Origin of the sequence: Photobacterium halotolerans DSM 18316 (assembly GCF_000425165.1) — a bacterium.
Lineage (GTDB): Bacteria > Pseudomonadota > Gammaproteobacteria > Enterobacterales > Vibrionaceae > Photobacterium > Photobacterium halotolerans.
Map to the genome: position 1 here is coordinate 1 of NZ_AULG01000017.1, position 17,885 is coordinate 17,885.

At 49.1% G+C, this 17,885-nt stretch carries 20 protein-coding genes; 15 read left to right on the top strand and 5 right to left on the bottom strand.

The window, feature by feature from the left end; all coding sequences use genetic code 11:
• A partial coding sequence (locus tag H511_RS22575; RefSeq protein ID WP_036758822.1) for a transposase occupies nucleotides 1-287 on the bottom strand: 287 nt, incomplete at its 3' end.
• A gap of 526 nt (nucleotides 288-813) precedes the next feature.
• On the opposite strand from H511_RS22575, the gene H511_RS0104760 reads away from it, so the two are divergent.
• A complete protein-coding gene (locus H511_RS0104760; RefSeq protein ID WP_027251278.1) occupies nucleotides 814-1,857 on the top strand; it encodes a hypothetical protein in 1,044 nt (347 codons plus the stop codon).
• Nucleotides 1,858-2,171: 314 nt separating this feature from the next.
• Here H511_RS0104760 and H511_RS0104765 read toward each other — a convergent pair whose 3' ends face one another.
• From H511_RS0104765 to H511_RS0104785, 4 genes are all read right to left on the bottom strand, one after another.
• Nucleotides 2,172-2,468, bottom strand: a complete 297-nt coding sequence (locus H511_RS0104765; RefSeq protein ID WP_027251279.1) for a type II toxin-antitoxin system RelE family toxin — start codon at nucleotides 2,466-2,468, stop codon at nucleotides 2,172-2,174.
• Nucleotides 2,458-2,706, bottom strand: coding sequence for a type II toxin-antitoxin system Phd/YefM family antitoxin (locus H511_RS0104770; protein WP_027251280.1), 249 nt, complete (start codon nucleotides 2,704-2,706; stop codon nucleotides 2,458-2,460). The genes H511_RS0104765 and H511_RS0104770 overlap by 11 nt, the downstream gene beginning before the upstream one ends.
• A gap of 679 nt (nucleotides 2,707-3,385) precedes the next feature.
• Entirely contained in the window at nucleotides 3,386-4,045 is a 660-nt protein-coding gene (locus tag H511_RS0104780; protein WP_248616575.1) for a c-type cytochrome, read from the bottom strand.
• A 5-nt stretch (nucleotides 4,046-4,050) separates the two neighbouring features.
• The gene (locus H511_RS0104785) at nucleotides 4,051-5,364 is read right to left on the bottom strand and encodes a molybdopterin-dependent oxidoreductase (RefSeq protein ID WP_027251282.1); all 1,314 of its coding nucleotides are present in this window, start codon (nucleotides 5,362-5,364) and stop codon (nucleotides 4,051-4,053) included.
• Nucleotides 5,365-5,798: 434 nt separating this feature from the next.
• Between H511_RS0104785 and ycaC the strand changes: the two genes are divergently transcribed.
• The 14 genes from ycaC to H511_RS0104855 all read left to right on the top strand — a co-directional run bounded on the left by ycaC (nucleotide 5,799) and on the right by H511_RS0104855 (nucleotide 17,854).
• Nucleotides 5,799-6,425: an isochorismate family cysteine hydrolase YcaC gene (ycaC, locus tag H511_RS0104790; protein ID WP_027251283.1), complete on the top strand. Its 627-nt coding sequence runs from the start codon at nucleotides 5,799-5,801 to the stop codon at nucleotides 6,423-6,425.
• Nucleotides 6,426-6,718: 293 nt separating this feature from the next.
• Entirely contained in the window at nucleotides 6,719-7,273 is a 555-nt protein-coding gene (locus H511_RS0104795) for a dihydrofolate reductase family protein (RefSeq protein WP_027251284.1), read from the top strand.
• An 81-nt stretch (nucleotides 7,274-7,354) separates the two neighbouring features.
• Nucleotides 7,355-8,272 carry an aromatic amino acid DMT transporter YddG gene (gene yddG, locus H511_RS0104800; RefSeq protein ID WP_027251285.1) on the top strand — a complete coding sequence of 306 codons (918 nt, stop codon included), beginning with the start codon at nucleotides 7,355-7,357 and terminating at the stop codon, nucleotides 8,270-8,272.
• Between the two features lie 244 nt (nucleotides 8,273-8,516).
• On the top strand, nucleotides 8,517-8,915 hold the full coding sequence (locus H511_RS0104805; protein WP_027251286.1) for a GNAT family N-acetyltransferase: 399 nt from the start codon (nucleotides 8,517-8,519) through the stop codon (nucleotides 8,913-8,915).
• A gap of 55 nt (nucleotides 8,916-8,970) precedes the next feature.
• Nucleotides 8,971-9,219, top strand: a complete 249-nt coding sequence (locus H511_RS0104810) for a Rho-binding antiterminator (RefSeq protein ID WP_027251287.1) — start codon at nucleotides 8,971-8,973, stop codon at nucleotides 9,217-9,219.
• Nucleotides 9,220-9,528: 309 nt separating this feature from the next.
• Nucleotides 9,529-9,843 (top strand): YkvA family protein, encoded by a 315-nt coding sequence (locus H511_RS22580; protein WP_051287871.1) that lies wholly within the window; start codon nucleotides 9,529-9,531, stop codon nucleotides 9,841-9,843.
• 163 nt (nucleotides 9,844-10,006) lie between these two features.
• Entirely contained in the window at nucleotides 10,007-10,951 is a 945-nt protein-coding gene (locus H511_RS0104820; protein ID WP_027251288.1) for a YbgA family protein, read from the top strand.
• A complete protein-coding gene (locus H511_RS22585; RefSeq protein ID WP_051287873.1) occupies nucleotides 10,941-11,789 on the top strand; it encodes a MerR family transcriptional regulator in 849 nt (282 codons plus the stop codon). Before H511_RS0104820 ends, H511_RS22585 begins: the two co-directional genes overlap by 11 nt.
• Nucleotides 11,776-13,242: a deoxyribodipyrimidine photo-lyase gene (phrB, locus tag H511_RS0104830; RefSeq protein WP_027251289.1), complete on the top strand. Its 1,467-nt coding sequence runs from the start codon at nucleotides 11,776-11,778 to the stop codon at nucleotides 13,240-13,242. The genes H511_RS22585 and phrB overlap by 14 nt, the downstream gene beginning before the upstream one ends.
• 102 nt (nucleotides 13,243-13,344) lie before the next feature.
• Nucleotides 13,345-13,752, top strand: coding sequence for a nuclear transport factor 2 family protein (locus H511_RS0104835; RefSeq protein ID WP_027251290.1), 408 nt, complete (start codon nucleotides 13,345-13,347; stop codon nucleotides 13,750-13,752).
• 2 nt (nucleotides 13,753-13,754) lie between these two features.
• Nucleotides 13,755-14,486 (top strand): SDR family NAD(P)-dependent oxidoreductase, encoded by a 732-nt coding sequence (locus H511_RS0104840; RefSeq protein ID WP_027251291.1) that lies wholly within the window; start codon nucleotides 13,755-13,757, stop codon nucleotides 14,484-14,486.
• On the top strand, nucleotides 14,483-15,769 hold the full coding sequence (locus tag H511_RS22590; RefSeq protein ID WP_051287875.1) for an NAD(P)/FAD-dependent oxidoreductase: 1,287 nt from the start codon (nucleotides 14,483-14,485) through the stop codon (nucleotides 15,767-15,769). The genes H511_RS0104840 and H511_RS22590 overlap by 4 nt, the downstream gene beginning before the upstream one ends.
• A 2-nt stretch (nucleotides 15,770-15,771) precedes the next feature.
• On the top strand, nucleotides 15,772-16,650 hold the full coding sequence (locus H511_RS22595; RefSeq protein ID WP_051287906.1) for a DUF1365 domain-containing protein: 879 nt from the start codon (nucleotides 15,772-15,774) through the stop codon (nucleotides 16,648-16,650).
• A complete protein-coding gene (locus H511_RS0104855; RefSeq protein WP_027251292.1) occupies nucleotides 16,619-17,854 on the top strand; it encodes an SAM-dependent methyltransferase in 1,236 nt (411 codons plus the stop codon). Before H511_RS22595 ends, H511_RS0104855 begins: the two co-directional genes overlap by 32 nt.
• Nucleotides 17,855-17,885: the final 31 nt, after the last annotated feature.

Genomic DNA, 17,885 nt, shown 5'->3' on the forward strand with positions numbered 1-17,885 from the left:
CGGGTCTGATACTTCTTGACGGTCTGAGGTTCGAACGTGCCATTACGGTCTCTCGGCGTTTCCAGTTCAAATTCACCTGACGATGTTTTGACCGTCTTTCTGGAGGTGCCATTCTTGCGGTTGGCAGAAGTTTCATTCGTCAGGTGCTCGTCCAGCTCTGCTCCCAATGCGGCTTCGGTGATCTGCTTGATCAGTGGCGTGAGCAGGCCATCCTTGCCATTGAGGTTTTGCCCGGACTGCAGCGCTTTGGCGAATGCCTGGATATCAATTTCGTATTTATCAGCCATGATGTGTCTCTCCCGTTTTTAGGAAGTGTAGGAAAAGACACAAAACTTTGAACACTACCGATACGGCAGCTCTTAGTCGTGTCTGTTCAATGACGAGTAATAAACCAGTGTTATCCCACAATGCCAGGGAAAAATTCACGACGAATTTTTAGGTTGTCGGCGCCGGGAGCGCCTACAACCGCTCCGGCCAGCACCAGAGAACCTAAAGGCATTTCTAGTTACGCTTTGTGCCAGCAAAGAGTAACTGGCGCGCATCCTGCGGTGTGGAGAAACGCGACGGGTTCAAGCGCGACATACAATCCGCAAGAATTCATGTCCTTTTAAAGTGGTCCGTGGATCAACACCTTGCCTTGATGATCTTCATCGTGGATACTTAAAACCATGTTTGGCAAAATCAATGCCATAAATAGAATCTGACATGGTGGCCTATTTTGATTAGATCATCAGACTTACCAACTGTCTTACCAACTGTGGCAGAGCCTGATGAGGGGGAGTTCATGTCATTCGTTAGACCAATAGCGAGGGTATGCATTTGATAAACAAGAATGAAGGGAAAAGTACGCTTTCAGATTCTATTGGTCATTTTGAAGATAGAGCATGTAAAACTATCGAGTTAGAAAAGCTGTTAGAGAGTGACACCTTCCGGTCAAAAGTAGATATAAGGGATATGAAGTCCGTTGAAAGTCGGGCAAAGGAGTTTCTATTAGTTGCAAACGCTAGATATAATTCCGGCAATATTTCTGAACATGAGCTCGCATTTTATACTTGTTACGCAATCGAGAATCAGGTTCATGAGTTGAGGTGGTCTAACGGTTTGTACGATGAAGAGCTTCAACCAATTAGTGATGCAATGAGAAATGTCGAAAAGAAGTACGGCTTAAAAGAAGGCGAGTTCTGGCATGTGTCCGATGCTCCGGATGACTTTCTACAACTTGCAGCCAAATATGATGCTGTCCTTGAAAAGAAGCTTCTGGAAACATTTGAAGAGTTTGACGCTCCAGAAATGGCTCAACTTTACCGAGAAGATCCCCAAAAATTCAAAGAGCTACACTCTATTGGTTATAGCTCTGTATTCACAAAAGATGATAATTCTAGATTATTGGCGTTAGCGCATATCTATGAACTAGAAGCTATCAATGCATCAAAAGGCGAAGCATACTTTGCTGCTTCTGTTATGCTAGGTTCCGCAATTGAAACGCGGTTGATAATTACCTGCATCAATAATAAGTCCATAGTTAAGGAGGCTCTTCAAAGGTTGGGGCTATCTAACAAAACACTCAAATCAAAAAATCCTTTAACTTGGAAGTTAGAAACATTAATAGACGTTTGCTTCGAAGCTGGTTGGCTTCCTCAGTTCGAGACAGAAAAGTTTGTCTATAGTAGGCATGCGATGGCAAATTTTTTGCGTTCAGTGCGCAATAATGTTCACCCTGCGGTAAAGCTGAAGACGCAGAATGGTTTATCTTTTGGTAAAGAGCAGTACAAAGACGTTTATCATATTCATCAGCTACTTACGTCAGAGTTAAATTGGCCTAACAAACGACTATCGGAACTACAAGGACAGTCATAATAAAGAGGAATCTGATGAAGTTGTTTTTCCGCATATGCCAGTCGAAAATGCATATCGATGTGATGCACCACAGGCTTCCATCCTGATAATGGCTGGCGGGATATTGGCAAATGTCGAGAGAACTTTTGGACGTGATATTGTTTATGGATCAACACCTTGCCTTGGTGATCTTCTGCGTGGATAGTGCAACATGTTTAGCATAATTAATGCCATAGACAGATTGCGATTGGGTGGCCTCAGGTTTTTGGGAGATTAGACTGACCAAGTATGGCAAAGCCTGAAGAGGGGAAGTGGCAGGGGGCCCATGTCATTTGTTAATCCTGCGAGTCAGTTCTGCGCATGGCATTTTTGTATACTTCGTTTCGTTGACGTTTGCCAACAGCAAGAACGGTTACAGTGATGACATCATCGTTTACTTCATACACTAATCGATAGCCAGATTGCCGAAGTTTGATTTTGTACATGTTGTCGGATCCAGATAATTTTGAAGCCGGTACATGTGGATTATCCATACGCTCAATGAGCTTCTTTTTGAATTGTTCGCGAACAGTTGCACCAAGTTTTTTCCATTCTTTTAAGGCTGATTTCTTGAAGTCTAACCTATAGATCATTGATATCTACCGTGATGCTTGGTTCGTCTTGACGTTCTTTCGTGATAGCGAGCAGTTCCAGGTCTTCTAAACGGTCCATCAATAGTTCGTAAGCTTCTGCTGGCACACAGTAGAATGCTGGCTCATTTCGATTTAATACAGCAACGGGTTCACCATAAGCACTTGATACGACTTTCATTGGATTCGCTTTAAGTTCTGTAATGCTGGCTGCAACATCTGCAAGGATTCGTGAGGTCATCTAAACGGTCTCTTAATCGGTCTTCTATTCGGTCATTATAGGTGGTCGAGCAGGGCTTTTCTATAAGCATAAACGTATTTGGAACAGTAGGTATAGCGAGGCAATCAAGGTGATGGGGTCAAAGTGACATAACAAGACAGTCCAATCTCAAGCAATAAACCAGCGTTACCCACAACCCCAGGGGAAAATTCAGGATGAATTTTCAGGTTGTCGGCGCCGGGAGCGCCTGCAACCGGCCCGGACAACACCAAAGAACCCAAAGGCATTTCTGGTTACGCTTTGTGCCAGCAAAGAGTAACTGGCGCGCGTCCTGAGGTGCTGAGACAGGCGCAGAACTCAAGCGCGACAAACCAACAACACAGCTGAACTTGCACTTCTGTTTAGATTCCCGCTTGCGCGAAAATGACGGACCGATGAACCGAGAGTATTTTTTCAGCGAAAGTGATCCACAACCCCAGGGAAAAATTCAGGACGAATTTTCAGGTTGTCGGCGCCGGGAGCGCCTACAGCCGTCCCGGCCAGCACCAGAGAACCTAAAGGCATTTCTGGTTACGCTTTGTGCCAGCAAAGAGTAACTGGCGCGCGTCCTGCGGTGCTGAGACTGGCGGCGGACTCAAGCGTGACAAACTATCAAACTCCGACATACAACGACTTAACTAAACCAAAAGGCCAATAACACCTATATCCCGTAATAGGTCGAAAGATAAACAAGGATCGCTTCACGATCATCAGGATCCATTTCATCCATCCCTTGTTCATCGACCATCCATGTCAATATCTCATCCCACCTTTCTTTGCTGAGTCCTTGTTGTGTAACGAGATAAAGCGAATGGCAGGCGGAGCAAGCGGACGCCACCAGCGCCATGTTTTTTCCCGGTGCCAGGATACCTTCACCGGGCGATTTTACCGGCTCATCAGCCGATTGAGTGATCCACTCCGGTGGTGTCGGGTTTTTGGTTGCCAGCCAGGCAATAATGGCTGCCCGTGCCCCCGGATCTTTCACGCCGGGAAAAATCATGTTAGTGCCTGGTGCAAATTCATCGGGTGAGGCTAAAAACGCATCAAGTTTTGCGGCATCCCACTGTCCCTGTTGTTGCTTTAAAGCATCGCTGTAATTGAAGCCTTCAACACTGGCGATATTGCGCTCGGCTAAGCCCCAGAGCGGCGGTCCGACGGCTGCCACTCCATCAGCTTCCATTTGATGGCAGGCTGTGCACACTAAAGCTTGTTGTTCGCCTGCGGCAATCAGGGTTTCATTGGCTGAAAGCGGCAGGCTGCCGAACAGAAGCAGAGAAAATGAGAGCGGGAATACCCGCTCGATGACGTTTGTTATCTTCACTTGTATCATCCATTTACGACCAGGGCGACACGGTGGAAGGTGTTATTGAGGTAGCCTTTGGGATTCCAGGCAATGGCAAAAGGCTGGCTGATGCCTTGATCATCTGTGGCTTTGGCCCAGATTTCATAATATCCGGGCTGAGGGAATTTCACCTTAGTGGTGAAGGTTTGCCAGGCGCCTTCATTGGCCGGGGCGGCAAGATCGGCATCCATCCAGGTTGCACCAAAGTCGATGGAAACCTGTACTTTATCTATTTTGCGATCGCCAGACCAAGCATGGCCCCGGACCGAGACCTCATTGCCAGACACTGTGGTATTGGTTTGTGGTGAGGTAATCAGAGATTTCACCGGCATTCGTTCGATGATCTCAAAATCTTTTTCATCCACTTTCTCTCCCGGTGCAACTGGGCGGTTGGGCACGCGGTATGATGTACCGGTCATTTTGGGACCGTCGTGAATTTGCTCTCTGATCTGAATACGTGTCAGCCATTTTTGCGAGCAGGAACCGGGCCAGCCGGGGACAATCAACCGAAGAGGGGCGCCATTCATCGGGTGCAGAGATTCACCGTTCTGGGCGAAAGCAATCAGGTTTTCACTGCTCATTGCTTTGGCTATCGGCACGCCGCGGGAAATGGGTATTTTTCCTTCCTGACCCGAAAGGTGCTTATCTGCACCGTAATGCGCGGTGTAAACGGCCTCATCCTTCACATCGGCGGCTTTGAGCACATCGGCGAGTCTTACGCCTGTCCAGGCTGAACAACCTACGGCACCGTAAGTCCATTGATTCCCTGTAGCTTTGGGTTCGAAGAATGCGCGGCCATTCCCGCCGCACTCCAGCACCAGTTGCTGTTCGACGACATCGAAGTTTTTCTTCAGCTCTTCAATAGTTAATGTCATGGGTTTATCGACCAATCCATCAATGGTCAGCGTCCAAGCTTCTGGGTTGACATCAGTCGGCGGGATACCGTTATTCCGGATGAAATGCCGCGAGGTGGGCGTGATGTCATCATTGAGCAGGTGGGGTGGGGTTTCTGCGTTCATCGGCCTGTCGTTCAGTACCGTCAAGCCATCTTTACCTTCTATCACCACATCATCAAGACCTTCTGCGAAAGCGGCGGGGATCAGGCCTGCGGGCATGTTACGGTGAAAAGGAATCGCACCGCCAAGCACAGCAGCCATTGTTGCTAAGCCCGCACCTTTCAAAAAGCCGCGTCTGTCCGGAAAGCTGACCCGGCCAAAGATTTTTTTGTCCGCTGAATCCGGGTTTTTCTCGTAGAACTCGAAGATACCTCGAGGTGTATTTTTCTTGTCTTGAGCCATAATTCGCACCTTATCAAGTCAACTACCAGGTGCCTCTGGTTCAGCATATGTGACCAAATCTTAACGTTCATCCGGAGCAACAAGATGAGTGGCTGAGGCACTTTTTAAGACTGAGATTCAAGCACTCAGACCGCAAAATTGCTTGCGTTTGGTGCTTAAAGGTTGCAGCTACGCTTCTGAGTGTAGTTTGCAACCAGATTTCTCTCAAACTCGCTCGTCTTGTGTTTGTGATGGAGAGGTTGTCTAACCTGATTCGAAGTGGCGCCATGATGGGCGTGTCAGACAGAACTGGGGCTGATCGTCAAAAAACGACTATATTCTTTGGGATAGTAAATCCGTCATGTTGTCTGTTCAAAAAATTATTTCGGGATGTACTTCTTCAATCTTATTGTTTTTTAAGGATGATCCAATTTCAGAACATGAGGAGAACTCTGATGGGTATGAAATATGTTCGACTGGATAAAGACAATGCTGCAGTACTCTTGGTTGATCATCAAACCGGGCTTTTATCTCTGGTCAGAGATATAGATCCGGATAAATTTAAGAACAATGTGCTGGCACTGGCCGATATGGCACGCTATTTTAAGTTGCCGACAATATTGACCACCAGCTTTGAGCAAGGACCAAACGGGCCTTTGGTGCCTGAGCTGAAAGAGATGTTTCCTGATGCACCTTATATTGCCAGACCCGGACAAATTAATGCCTGGGACAATGCTGACTTTGTTCAGGCCATTGAGTCAACCGGTAAAAAACAGCTCATTGTTGCCGGTGTGGTGACGGAAGTCTGTGTCGCATTCCCGGTTTTATCGGCAATAGAAGCGGGCTATGAGGTTTTTGTTATTGCCGATGCTTCCGGTACTTTCAATGCGATGACCCGTGATGCAGCCTGGGACAGGATGTCAGCTGCGGGTGCGCAGATGATGACCTGGTTTGGCGCTGCTTGCGAGTTACACCGGGACTGGCGAAATGATATCGAAGGTTTGGGGACGCTCTTTTCAAATCATATCCCTGATTACCGAAACTTAATGAACAGTTATTCTACGCTTCAAGAGCAAAAATAAAGCATGACAGTGATAGTGCGCTGAAAAGCGGCTATCACTGTGCCCGCTAATTTAGGGGAGCAGTGACTCAACCATGAAAGCGATGAATCGGGTCTTTGGCTCTCTGTTTGTTTCAATAGGTGTGTTATTAGCACGTGCTGAACAGTAGTTATTGATTTATCAACAAATAAATAAACGTATTCACACCTTTTTCTGATACTAAAACTGGCAAATCCCGGTCTCTCTGCAAATACTCATGAAACCCGTATTGCAGAGAAACTCTGCGTGCGTTTCACGACAAGGAGGTTTTTGCCATGGCCCATCTGATTTATTCGTTGAACATGTCATTGAATGGCCACTGCCATCATGAAGACGCTGTGGTGGATAAAGAACATCATGAATATGCCCTTGAATTACTGCATGACTCAGAAGCTTTAATTCTGGGACGCCACACGTATGATCTTTTTGCGGCTTTCTGGCCTGAAGCTGCAACGCGAAGGGACTTACCTAAATATATGCAGTATTTGGCAATGGAATTGCAGTCCATTCCGAAGCGGGTGGTCACAACACGGCCACTTGAGTTTCCCTGGCAAAACACTGAGGTACTGAAAGGGCCTGATATTGAAAATACCCGGCAATTTTTATCTGAATTAACCGGAAATGTGGTCCTGTTTGGCAGTCCTGCTTTGGGTGCTTCACTGGCCGATGCAAATTTAATCAATGAGTATCAGTTGTTACTGGAGCCTTTTATCAGCCCCCAGGGCAAGCCAGCTTTTGATGGTGCCAAAAGATGGCAAAGATTGATGTTGCTGGGTGCCAGAAGACTGAACCGGGATGTCATGCTGCTGAGGTATGCGCCGGGGCCATAAACAAGGTGGTTTCAGGTTGTTTTCGCTGTCATTCTCAGGCAGTGTTGTGGATTCTCAGGTGTTTATATACAAGGGTTAACCGTGGTACGCAGTCATCAATTTACCCTGGCCGGGTGCGGCGCAATTTGTCTTTTCAGCAGTGTGGTTGCCCTGATCCGGAATGTGACCGAGCAGCTTGGCCCTGTGGGCGGTGCTGCCATGATTTACAGCGTCAGCGCTGTCATTCTTATTCTGACGGTTGGTTTGCCGAAGCTGTCTTCTTTTTCCCGGAAATACCTGTTGATCGGCGGCTTGCTGTTTGTCAGCTATGAAATGTGTCTGGCGTTGTCTCTGGGGATGGCCAATGATCGACTGCAAGCGGTTGAAATGGGGTTGATAAACTACCTCTGGCCGTGTCTGACGGTATTGTTCGCGGTGATTTTCTCACGACGGTCAGTCAGCTGGCTGCTGTACCCTTGCTTAATACTGTCTTTCTTTGGTGTTGCCTGGACGGTAGCGGGTGATAGCGGATTGTCTGTGCCGCGGTTAATTGAAAATGTGCAGAGCAACCCGCTCAGTTATACACTCGCGCTGAGTGGGGCGTTGATCTGGGCAATTTATTGCAACGTTACCCGGCTAATGGCCAGTGGCAAAAATGCGATTACCTGGTTCTTTTCTGCCACTGCAGTCGCACTCTGGCTGAAATTTATGTTCACCAATGAACCGCCAATGCAGTTTGATCTCCCGGTGATCAGGGACTTGCTATTGGCCGGCCTTGCCATGGGCGGCGGCTATGCATTATGGAATATCGGGATCCTGCGCGGCAACATGGTGCTGCTGGCAACGCTGTCTTATTTTGTCCCTGTGTTTTCAACCTTTTTATCTGCGCAGTTGCTGGGGCTGACGTTAACGGCAACCTTCTGGCAAGGTGTTGTGATGGTGAGCGTTGCTTCTGTGCTGTGCTGGTGGATCACCCGTGAACAAGCTTCTTCAAAACCATTACTGGAAGAACAGGCCTGATCTTCACGAAACCCGCATGCATTGCGGGTTTTTTATTCATCTGTTTATCTATTCATGCAGCCAAACCATCAGCCTTTATACCATCAGCCTTTATTTTCATTGAAGATGATCACGATTCTTTCAATGGCATATAAAATAAATTGAGTATTAAAGTAAGCTCCGACGCGGATCACTAAGGCAACGTTTTGCTGGCTGACGCGATTCGGATTTACTGCAAATAAATGGATGATAGAAAGGAATATTGATGTACCAGGTTATTGAGCAAGTGGTTGGTCCTGATGATTTTTTACGTTTACGCGACATCTCCGGATTATCGCCCCGTTCTTATGAAGCGGCAGTGAAAGGCTTGCCAAACAGCCTTTACGGCATCCATATTCTTTATGACGGTAAACCTGTTGCCATGGGGAGAGTGGTGGGTGACGGCGCCATTAATTTTGACATTGTGGATGTCGCGGTTGATCCCGACCATCAGGGCAAAGGGCTCGGGCGTCAAATCATGGAATATATCATGGGCTATCTCGACAAGGCCGCTTTTCCCCGCTCTTATGTCTCGCTGATGGCCGACGTCCCGGAATTGTATGAAAAGTTTGGTTTTAAATTGTCCCGGCCAAACTCGGAAGGCATGTACTGGGTGAAAAAGTAAAAAACGACAATCGTGATGTATCGCGAACCTGACATACCGCGAAGGAGGTTTGAAGATGATTTCATGTCAGCACTATGACTATATCGAAATTGCCTGCTTGTATAAGTTGCCGGTAAAACTGTGTCTGACAGACGGAAGTGAAATTGAGGGTGTAGCCCAGGACACACTTCGCAATGAAGAAAAACAAGAGTGTATATCGCTGAAAACTACCTCCGGGTTACAGATTGTTGTGCTTGACCAGTTGAACACAATGGAAGCGACCCGTCCGAACCCCCATTTCGAACGGGTGAGTTTTCGCGAGTAGACCGCCAATAACTGATGCTGATCGTACTCTATCAAGCAGTTGTCAGGGGAACTGCAGATGCTGTCAGGTTTATCGCTCGCATTTTGTTTTCCAACGGAACGGTAATGGCGTTTGGCTGCCATTCCCCTTGATGACAAATGGGTGGCGAAAAGCCATAGTTAACTTATGAAGAAATGGCCACTAAGGCGAGAGGATGAGTCAGTCAATGAATGAACAGGAAGCCAAAAGAAACTGGAAAGCTCGTCCAGAAAAGTTACAGATAAAGACATTCAGCATGTATTAGACAAAGAACAGATCATTGAAGAAAAAGTGCAGAAAAGTGGCACGCTGCGTAAGTATTTCAATGTAGTGAAATCCATGTATGGTCTGGTTAAGGCGTACTGGAAAGGAGAATACCGGGAGATCCCCTGGTTTACCATTGCTGCCATCGTTACAGCCTTGCTTTATGTGTTTAACCCATTGGATGTTCTGCCGGACGTGATTCCCTTCCTGGGACTGACAGATGATGCATTGATTCTGGCCGTCTGCCTCAAGCTTGTACAACAGGATCTGGATGATTATGAAGCCTGGCGGGCAGAAAATGACTCACCAGGCTCGGAACATCCGGATTCCAATATCGAATAATTTTCCTTTTAATTCAAAGCATAAAAGCTGACTGTGGGTATCAGGCAGCTTTTTTTGTGCCTGAAATAGCGGCAGTTACAAACTTATACATTTTATTTTCTTGTACAACTTAGCGGGCTTGGCTAACATGATTGTACAAGATAATTTTTTGTACAGGTGTGAGATGAGTATCCCGGTAGGTATCAGTGCATGTGTACTTGGCGAGAAAGTGCGCTTTGATGGCGGACACAAAAGAAACCGCTTTGTGACGGACGAACTGGCAAAATTTGTACAGTTCCGCCCGGTTTGCCCTGAAATGGCAATCGGCTTGCCCGTTCCACGACCAACAATCAGGCTGGTACAGCGGGAAAATGGTGAGCGCCTTGTCGACAGCAAAGGCGGTGAGCTGGATTTCACCGAAAAAATGCAGGCGTTTGCTGATAAGCACATCAGCGGCATTCAATCCCTGTGTGGCTTTGTGGTATGTGCCAAATCGCCGACTTGTGGCATGGAAAGGGTGAAGCTGTATATTCCGAACGGTAACACTGTCCCGGGAGGCACAGTGGGGGTGTTTACCCAAAAACTGATGACTGCCATGCCCTGGTTACCCGTCGAAGAGGACGGGCGGCTGCAAGATCCGGTACTGCGTGAAAATTTCGTGTTTCGTATTCATGCCTTACACGATTTTTATCAAAACGTGGGAAGCTGCCTGAGTCTGGATGCATTCGTTAAATTCCATTCACGCTATAAATTCGTATTGATGGCACACAGCCCGACAGCGTACAGAGAGATGGGGCAGTTAGTAGCCGGCATTAAAGACTGGGATCTGGCTGAGTTTTTTGTTGAATACCGCCAGCAGTTCATGGATGCCCTGAAAAAACATGCTCGCCGAAGCAATAACACCAATGTGTTAATGCATTTGCAGGGTTATTTCAAACGTAACCTGACCGGCGAACAAAAGCAGGAATTGCTGGGCCTGATTGAAAGCTACCGCCTGGGACATCAACCTATTCTGGTCCCTCTGGCCTTGATCAAACATTACCTGAAAGAATATCCGGATCCGTATCTGCAGTTGCAGACGTTTCTTAATCCGTATCCGGAGGAGTTGAAATTACGTTATGGCCTCTGAAGTTAAGTTATTCGCCATTAGAGAAGTGTCTGAAATGACGGGGGTGAATCCCGTCACTTTACGTGCATGGCAACGCCGCTACGGGCTGATCAAGCCACAGCGCACAGAAAAAGGGCACCGTTTATATACACAGGCTGACATTGAAAAGATCCGTTTAATCCTGTCCTGGCTTGAGAAAGGGGTCGCTATCAGCAAGGTAAGGCCATTACTCGAAGGCCAGGTGAGCGACGTCGCCAGTCAGCAAGAAGACAGTGATGGGGTAGCACTGATACTGAGTGCTTTATCAGATTGCCGGCGCGGAAAACTCGAACAGCTACTGAGCCAGCTGATGAAGGAATATCCTTTGCCAATGTTTATCGAGAAAGTGGTAGAGCAGGTGGACACGCAGGTTAACGACCCGGCCAATCCCCTGCAGGCGATGCAGCAAGCGCTGTGGCAATCCACTCTGATAGAGCAATGTGCCAGCCTGGTGTCCAAAACACGTAAGCGGAGCGGTCGCAAAGCCATGCTGCTGAGCTTTGAACCGGCACAGGACGGCATTACGCATTACATCTGGCTCGCTGCTCTGTCACTGAGCAATGAGGGTTACAGTGTCACCTTGCTGAATAATCTGCCGTTTAACAGCAAATTGCACGGTCTGGAAGCGGCAGTCTCGCAACAGGCATTTGAATCTGTGGTTGTGATTGGGGAAAGCAAGCTGCCTCCGGCGATTTTAAAGCAACTTGCGCGTGTAGACAGCGAGTGTCAGTGCCCGGTCTCGCTGAGAGGCAGTATCGCCGCTATCCATGCTGACTGGGTGCAGCAGTTAAAAGGAGCTCAGAGCAATGGCCGCGGATAACAGATATCGGTGCCTGATGTGGTTTCGGGCAGATTTGAGAACGGTTGATAACACGGCCCTGATTCAGGCATGCCAAAAGTATCAATCTGTGCTGGCGGTGTTCATTGCAACACCTGAACAGTGGGCGGCTCACGATGTTGCTCCTATCCAGGTTGATTTTATTCGCCGTCGCTTAGCCGTGCTCCAGTCTCAGCTGGCTGAACTTAATATTCCACTGCGTATTGAGGCAGTCGCTGACTTTAACGCAGTCCCTGATCGCCTGACAACCCTGGCTCGCGACTGGCAGGCAGAGCATGTGTTCTGTAATAAACAGTATGAATGGAATGAACGCCAGCGTGACATGGCTGCGGGTCATGCGCTGGCAGAGGCAGGGATCAAATTCAGCGCTCTGGAAGATACCTGCGTGCTGCCTGCCGGCAGTATTCTGACCCGTCAGGGCGAGTCTTTCAGAGTGTATACACCGTTTCGCCGCGAGTGGTTACGTCAGTTTCAGCAAAGCCCGGCGCTGGCGCAACCTGTGCCACCACCTGTATCACCCAGTGACGGTGCCGACAGTTTTGGCTCCGTGATTGAGACCAACCTCGGACCGTCATGGATGGATTATCCGTTGGCAGACAGCAGCCACTGGCCTGTTGAAGAAGATACTATCCGCGATGCCTTGATGCGCTTTTGTATCGAGCATGTCGCGGACTACGGCGAGCAGCGGGATTTTCCTGCCGTGGAAGGCACCAGCAAATTATCGCCGTATCTGGCTATTGGCGCCTTATCTGCCCGGCAATGTGTCTCTGCGATTTTACATGAGCACCCGTACGCTATTGAGAAGCAGGACGCAGGGCCTTTTGCCTGGCTCAATGAAATTATCTGGCGTGAATTTTACCGGCACCTCATTGAAGCTTATCCGAAAGTCAGCCGGGCTCAGCCATTTGTCGGCTGGACAAGACAAGTGCCCTGGCATTCCGACAAAGCAGCACTGGCACGATGGCAACAGGGCGAAACCGGTTTTCCTATCATCGATGCCGCCATGCGTCAGTTGAAAGCAACAGGCTGGATGCACAACCGACTGCGGATGATTACCGCCAGTTTCTTAACCAAGGATTTGCTGATCCACTGGCAGGCGGGTGAGCAGTGGTTCATGTCTCATCTGATCGACGGGGATTTGGCGTCGAATAACGGTGGCTGGCAATGGGCGGCATCTACCGGCACTGACGCCCAGCCCTATTTCCGGGTGTTCAATCCGACCACTCAGGGAAAAAAGTTTGATCCAAATGGTGAGTTCATACGTACATGGGTAAAAGAGCTCGAAAAGGTGCCTGACAAATACATTCACAACCCCCATGAATGGTCAGGCGCAGCCAGCCTTGAGTATCCCGCGCCCATGGTGGATCACAAGTCGGCGAGATTACATGCCATAGAGGCATTTAAACAGGCAAAAGCCACAGCAGAAGCGGGTTAATTCTACACACAGGAAGGAAGCCACATCATGAAAGAGCAGGACAGCGAACATGCATCACAGACTGAGACACCAAGCGGTACTCCCGCTGCAGCAGTCCCGGTTATGGACAGGTTTATCTGTGTATACAGTGAGCTAGATAAGGACAAGCTTGCCAGTCTTGAATCTCTCTACCATCCGGATGTGGTGTTTGAAGATCCAGCTCACAAAGTGGAAGGCTGGCCGGCACTGGAAGCGTATTTCAGGCGTTTGTTCACAAATGTCACCCATTGTGTCTTCACCATTGAAGAGAGCATGAGTGATGCGCATCAAGGGTATGTGGTGTGGACCATGACATTTTCGCATCCGAAATTATCAAAAGGTGAGCCCCGATCTGTGAAAGGGTGCTCGCATCTGATCTTTGCTGATAACCGTGTGATTAAACACCGGGACTATTTCGATCTGGGTGAGATGTTGTACGAAGCAATACCGATTCTCGGCCGTGTGGTGAAAATGATAAAGGCAGGTTTGTGATGATGTCGACAGTACTGATTACAGGTGCCAGCTCTGGCATTGGTGCCCAGCTGGCCAAAGACTACGCCGCTGATGGCTGGCAGGTTATAGCATGCGGACGCTCGCTTGATAAGCTGCAGCACCTTGCTGATATCAGCAAAAAAATCATCCCGCTTGCCTTTGATGTCACTGATTATCAGGCGACTCATGATGCATTGGGGGAGCGCTCAATACGGCCGAACCTGATTATATTAAATGCGGGTACCTGTGAATACATAGAGCGGGGCGAAGTGGATGTGGCTTTATTCCGGCGCGTTTTCGATGTGAATTTCTTCGGGGTACTGAATTGCATAGAAGCCTTACAGCCAAAATTTACAGAAACGACCCATCTTGCCATTGTCGGCTCAACGGCCAGCTACGTGCCATTACCCCGGGCCGAGGCCTACGGTGCCTCAAAAGCTGCACTGGCTTATCTGGCGAACACGCTGAAAATGGATCTTTCTCGTGACGGTGTCACATTAACCTTGGTGTCGCCAGGCTTTGTCAAAACACCACTGACCGATAAGAACGATTTTGCGATGCCGATGCGAGTGACGACGGACTATGCCTCGTCAAAAATCCGAAAAGGTATCGCTAAGCATCAATCTGAAGTGCATTTCCCGCCGCTGTTCAGCGGGTATCTCAAATTACTGTCGCTGTTACCCATGCCGTTACAGCTGGCGATCGTGAAAAAAATGACAGGGAAAACAGAATGAAGATTGCGATTATCGGTACCGGCATTGCGGGACTAACCTGTGCCTGGAAACTGCACGAACAGCATGACATCACTGTGTTTGAGGCCAACGACTATATTGGCGGTCATACAGCGACAGTGGATGTTGAGACAGCAAGCGGCCGTTATGCCATCGATACCGGTTTTATTGTCTTTAACAACAGAACCTACCCTCAGTTCGAAGCTTTGTTAAAAGAGATAGGCATTGGTCGTCAGCCGACAGAGATGAGTTTCAGTGTGCAGAACGATGCTATCGGACTTGAATACAACGGCCATGACGCGCTTTCGATGTTTGCCCAGCGCCGGAACGTCTTTCGTCCTGTTTTTTACCGTTTCATCCGTGACATTCTCAGATTCAACAAACTGGCAAGGGAAGCGGATCTGGATGAACTGGCCGCAACGACATTAGGGGAGTTTCTTTCTGCCCACAGGTTCAGTGAATATTTCTGTCAGAACTACATATTGCCCATGGGGGCTGCTATCTGGTCATCTACCTTGTCTGATATGCGGGCGTTTCCATTGCCCTTCTTCGTGCGTTTTTTCCGTCATCATGGCTTGCTGGAAGTGACGAACCGGCCTCAATGGTATGTGGTGCCGGGGGGATCGCGAGAATACGTACGCAGCCTGATCCGGGACTTTGCCGACAGGATTCACCTCAGTGAGCCGGTACTGAGTGTGCAGCGATTAGGCCCTAAGGTAGAAGTCACCACAGGCCGCGGACAGCAGTATTTTGATCAGGTGATTTTTGCTTGTCACAGTGATCAGGCGCTCAGCATGCTGGCTGACCCGACGGTCAATGAAACTCAGGTACTAGGTGCTATCCCTTACCAGCAAAATGAGGTGGTGTTACACACCGACCGCAATATGTTGCCCAAAGCCCGGCGCGCCTGGGCGGCCTGGAATTACCACCTGCCGGATAATGTCAGTCGTGAGCGGCAACTGGCCAGCGTGACTTACAACATGAACATTCTGCAGGGGATCGATTCACCCGAGACATTTTGCGTCACGCTGAACCGTACTGATGATATTGATCCTCAAACCATCATCCGCCGTTTCAGCTACGCGCATCCTGTATTTAATACCCAGTCCATAGCCGCACAGGGGCAGCGTGGACTGATCAACGGCCAGCAGGGCTGCTGGTTCTGTGGCGCTTACTGGTACAACGGGTTTCATGAAGACGGTGTGCGCAGTGGCCTGGATGTGGTCAATGCCATTGAGGCAATCGGCAGCGCCAAGCGTCATCCGCGAATGGAATTAGTTTCATGACAATGTCTGATTTACAAAGTGGCCTGTGCGTCGGACAGGTGAGGCATCGTCGTTATACCCCGGCTAAACATGCGTTCAGCTATCCCATGTTTATGCCCTTGATTGATCTTGATGAAGTAACCTCACTCAGCGAACAGGTGGTTGGTTTTGGCTGCCGCTGGTATCACCCCGCCAGGTGGCGACGGGAAGATTATCTGCGGTCAGAAGGAGAAGGCCCGCTCAAGCTCAGGGTTCAGGACAAGCTGTTTCAGCTGACCGGCGAACGGCTCGCAGGAAAAGTGAAGCAACTGTGCCAGTTGCGGTATTTTGGGCTCTATTTTAGCCCGCTTAATCTTTATTACTGTTTTGATGAACAGGGTGAGTGGCGCTGGCTGTTGGCGGAAGTGAGTAATACCCCATGGAACCAGCGTCATTACTATGCTGTGCCGGCAGTGTCGGATTGGCATGAAAAGCCGTGGTTACAGGGCAAGGCTTTTCACGTGTCACCCTTCAATCCGATGGCTCAGCACTATCTTTGGCGGCTGAAACCGCCTGTCAGTCAGGTATTTGTCCATCTGGATATTATTGGCAACGACACGGGCAGCACCGTCATGGATGCCACTATGGTACTGCGTAAGCAGGCTTTCACCACCCGGGTACTCTGGCGTTTGTTGCGCCAGACACCGGTTCAGACGCTCAAGGTGGTCGCCGGCATTTACTGGCAGGCCATGAAGCTATGGTGGAAAAAAGTGCCGTTTCATGGTCATCCGAATGGTCACCCGAAGGACGCGCATTTTCATACAGATACAGTCAAGGGCTTCACTTCTGACAAGCCCTCAGAAGAAAACAACCGGAACGCTGAGGTAGACGATGTCGAACACAGAAACGAAAAGCAGCTATAGCACCCAGGCTGAAAAAGGCACAATGGCTCGCCGTCTGGTCTTTGCTTTGCTGGCTCAGTTACGCCATGCCGGCCTGACACTGGTGGACAGCCAGGGCGAAACACATCGATTCGGGGATGAAACGTCCGATTGCCAGGCGCATGTTCTGGTCAGAGAACCAGGGCTTTACCAGCGACTGCTACAGGGCGGCAGTATCGCTGCCGGCGAAGCTTATATGGACGGCTGGTGGGATTCACCCGACATCACAGCCGTTGTGCAGGTGCTGGCGAGAAACTTAGCCATGCTGGATAAGCTGGAGTCGAAAACCAGCTGGATGACACGTGTGGCTGAAGGCTGGCAGCATTTTACCCGTCGCAACAATAAAGCCGGCTCAAAGCAAAACATTCTGGCGCATTACGATTTGGGCAATGATTTTTACCGGACGTTTCTTGATCCGCAGATGCTGTATTCCTGTGGGATTTATCACGATCCATCGGAGTCATTAGAGCAGGCACAGTTCAACAAAATGGATCGTCTGTGCCGGCAGCTGGATTTACAGCCCAGTGATCATTTGCTGGAAATAGGTACAGGCTGGGGCGCGCTGGCCATTCATGCGGCCAAACAATTCGGATGCCGGGTGACGACCACCACCATTTCCGATGCTCAGTATGAATACGCGAAATCCCGCGTGGAGCAGGAAGGGTTGTCTGATCGTATCACCTTACTGCGCCAGGATTACCGCGATCTGAGCGGGCAATATGACAAGCTGGTTTCTGTCGAAATGGTTGAAGCGGTAGGCAAACGCTATCTGGCGACCTACATAAAGCAATGTCAGTCGTTGTTAAAAGAAGGTGGCCTGCTGGCGATACAGGCAATTACTATCGCAGACCAGCGGTTTGAGAGCTACAGCAAAGGCGTTGATTTTATCCAGAAGCATATTTTTCCGGGTGGCTTCCTGCCGTCTGTCACGCTCCTGGCGCAAAGCCTGACGCAATACAGCGATTTTGTTATCCGGGATCTGAAAGATATCGGGCTGGACTACGCGCGCACACTGGCTGACTGGCACCGTCTGTTCAATGCCAGTGCCGATCAGCTCAGCAAGCAAGGTTTCGACTCACGTTTTATCCGTATGTGGCGCTATTACCTGTGTTATTGCGAAGGCGGCTTCAAAGAAAAAACAATCAGCACAGTGCAACTGATTGCCAGCAGACCCAAGTGGCAATAATTACCTGACAGACGAGCCGGAAGGTAAGATC